The 2,943-nt window shown below is 62.6% G+C and carries 3 protein-coding genes; 1 reads left to right on the top strand and 2 read right to left on the bottom strand.

Annotated features, from left to right (window positions below):
• Positions 1 to 647 (bottom strand): potassium transporter TrkG (locus tag OQK_RS03445; RefSeq protein WP_038861084.1); only part of this gene is annotated, 647 nt, incomplete at its 3' end.
• A gap of 121 nt (positions 648 to 768) precedes the next feature.
• Here OQK_RS03445 and OQK_RS03440 point away from each other — a divergent pair.
• Positions 769 to 1,335, top strand: a complete 567-nt coding sequence (locus OQK_RS03440) for a nitroreductase family protein (RefSeq protein WP_016771132.1) — start codon at positions 769 to 771, stop codon at positions 1,333 to 1,335.
• A gap of 230 nt (positions 1,336 to 1,565) precedes the next feature.
• Here OQK_RS03440 and OQK_RS03435 read toward each other — a convergent pair whose 3' ends face one another.
• Complete coding sequence (locus tag OQK_RS03435; protein WP_016771131.1) at positions 1,566 to 2,906, bottom strand: sensor histidine kinase; 1,341 nt, start codon at positions 2,904 to 2,906, stop codon at positions 1,566 to 1,568.
• Between the last annotated feature and the right edge of the window lie 37 nt (positions 2,907 to 2,943).

Raw genomic sequence — 2,943 nt, 5'->3', positions numbered from 1 at the left:
GACATCGCGTGGTTGATCGCATCGAACGGGCTCATCCCGGCCCACCAGAACGCCAGGCTGCCGAGAATGGTGATACCGACGTAGGCCGCCACGATCAGCCGCGCCACCATGTGCGAACGCGGCATGACCTTTTCCGAGCGGTCCGAGGATTCGGTCTGGAACAGGCGCATGCCACCGATGCGCAGCAGCGGCAGAATCGCCACGGCCATGCCGATGAAGCCGATGCCGCCGATCCAGTGCAGCAGCGACCGCCACATCAGAATCCCCGGCGACATGTTGTCCAGGCCGTTGAGCACGGTGGAACCGGTGGCGGTGATGCCGGACATGCTTTCGAAGAACGAGTCGGTGTAGCTGATGTGCTGGGTCAGCAGAAACGGCAGCGCGGCGAAAATGCACACCACCAGCCAGCTGCTGACCGTCAGCAGGTACATGTCGCGCGGGCGCAGGTGAATGTGTTCGGGTCTGCCGGGTATCACCAGAGCGAGGCCGGCGACAAAGGTGATCATGCTCGCCCAGAGGAACGACGGCAGGTCGCTGGTGCGCTCGAAAATCACCAGCGTGGCCATCGGCACGACCATGGCCACAGCCAGCGTGATCAGGAAGATGCCGATGATAAAACCAATGATCCGTAAGGTCGGCAACGCCATGAAATCCGCTCGGGCTGGTGGGAGAAGGGCGCCATTCTACCTGTGGGGCAAGGCATGTAAACCGGCAGGCGCTGCGCAGATGAAGCTAGAATAGCCGCACATTTTTCAAAGGAGGTGGCCGATGCAGGCTCTCGACGCGTTGCTCAACCGTGTTTCCGTTCCCCGACTGGTCGAACCGGCCCCCACTGCCGAGCAGCGCGAAGCCCTGTTCGGCGCGGCCCTGCGTGCCCCGGATCACGGGCACTTGCAGCCGTACCGCTTTTTGACCGTCGAAGGCGCAGCGCGTGAGCAAATGGGCGAGTTGCTGGCCGAGGCGGCCCGCCAGCAGAGCGGCGAAGTCACCGACGCGATGATCGACAAGGCGCGCAACGGCCCACTACGCGCGCCGCTGGTGGTTGTGGTCATCGCGAAATTGCAGGAACACGTGAAATACCCGAAGGCCGAGCAACTGCTCACGGCCGGCTGTGCGGCTCACGGGATTCTGCTGGCGGCGTATGCGCAGGGGATTGGCGCAGTGTGGCGCACCGGGGATCTGGCGTACTCAAAGCATGTGGCCGAAGGCTTGGGGCTGGTGGAAGGCGAGGAGGTGATCGCGTTTCTCTATCTCGGCACGCCGCAGAAAGAGCCGCGCGTGGCGGAGAAGGTTGATCTGGCTGAGTTCGTCAGCGCCTGGCCCGGTAAAGCCTGAAGATCAAAAGCCCCTCACCCTAACCCTCTCCCAGAGGGAGAGGGGACTGATTGGGGGATGCTTTGGAATTACACCGACCTGAGCGTCCTTCGCTGAATCCAGAGTCGGGATACCGGACGTGTTGTTTCTGCGAGTTCATAATCGACTCGGTCTTTCAGGTCGATGCACAACGGCAGACAACTCGGTCGGCCCCCTCTCCCTCCGGGAGAGGGTTGGGGTGAGGGGCTTTTTCAGGGCTGGACCACGACTCCCGGTACCAACGGCAATTCCAGACTCGCCACAAAGCCGCCCTGCGGATGATTGGCCAGCGTCAGCGTGCCGCCATGCCGTTCCGCCGCCCGTTTGGCAATCGCCAGCCCCAGGCCATGCCCGGCAGCGGTCTGCCCCGGCGCGCGATAAAACGGCTCGCCCAACTGACTCAGATGTTCGGTCTGCACCCCCGGCCCGTGGTCGCGCACGCTGATGACAATCCGCTCTCCCTGCCGCGCAGCGTGCAATTCGATCGGCTGATCGCTCGGGTTGAAGCGCTGGGCGTTGCGCAGCAGATTATCTACCGCGCGTTCGATCATCGTCGGCCAGCCTTTGAGATTCAACTGCGGCTCGGCTTGCAGGCGCACGGGCTGCTCGGGGGAGCTGAGCTGCGCATCCTTTTGCAGCGTGGCGAGCAACGCATTCAGGTCCACTTCTTCAGCGCTGGCGTTGTCGGCATCGACTCGCGCCAGCACCAGAATTTCACTGATCAACGCCTCCAGCCGATCGCATTCGCGGGTCAGGCGTGGCCACAGTTTTTCGCGCTCTTCAGGGTTGGCACGCTCGGCCAAAGCCAACGCGATGCGCAGGCGCGCCAGTGGTGAGCGCAGTTCATGGGAGACATCGCGCAGCAATTGGCGCTGACTGCCGATCAGGCTTTGCAGGCGCGCGCCCATGCGGTTGAAATCGGTGGCCAGCACGCCGAATTCGTCACGGCGGTTGGCCAGTTTCGCCAGACTGTTCTGCTGATAAGTCGTCTGCCCCAGATCATGCACCGCGCCGCGCAAGCGACTCAGTGGGCGGGTGATGGAGAAAGTCACGAGCAAACTGAACAGGGTCAGCACCACCAGCGCGATGCCCAGCGCACTCAGCGGCCAGAGCAGGCTTTCGCGGTGCCAGGCGTCGAGCTCAGGGTGCGGGATGCGGTAGATGAACAGGTAGGTATCACCGGTTTTTTCACTGGTGATCTCGTCGGTCAGACGCCGCCACGGCAGGCGGCGGTCATCGTTGTTCTGCCGCGCTTCGAATGCTGCGGCGCGGCGCGGGAAGGTACCACGCACCACCGGATCGCCGGTTTCGTTGAGCACTTGAACGTCGATGTGATACTGGCGTTTGCGTTGTTCGAGCATGTCCTGCGCGGCTTCCTCGCCTTGGGTTTCGTAGGTCTGCGTCCATTCTGCGGCCAGTGTGTTGAGGCCGGGATGGCGGCTGAGAATCCATGCGTCCTGATTGAGCATGTGCCCGAGCAGGATCGACAGCCCTGCTACCAGAGCGATGGCCAGCCAGAAGCTCGCAAGAATCCGCCAGAACAGTGAACGCACAGAAACTCCTCGAAAATCACACCGTTCAAATGTGGGA

Origin of the sequence: Pseudomonas sp. R62, assembly GCF_000257605.1 — a bacterium.
GTDB lineage: Bacteria > Pseudomonadota > Gammaproteobacteria > Pseudomonadales > Pseudomonadaceae > Aquipseudomonas > Aquipseudomonas atacamensis.
This window is presented reverse-complemented; position numbering and strand designations above follow the sequence as displayed.

What these genes read in the sequence shown, in the direction of transcription:
- OQK_RS03440 (WP_016771132.1), top strand. Translation starts at nt 769, where the DNA reads ATGCAGGCTCTCGACGCGTTGCTCAACCGTGTTTCCGTTCCCCGACTG.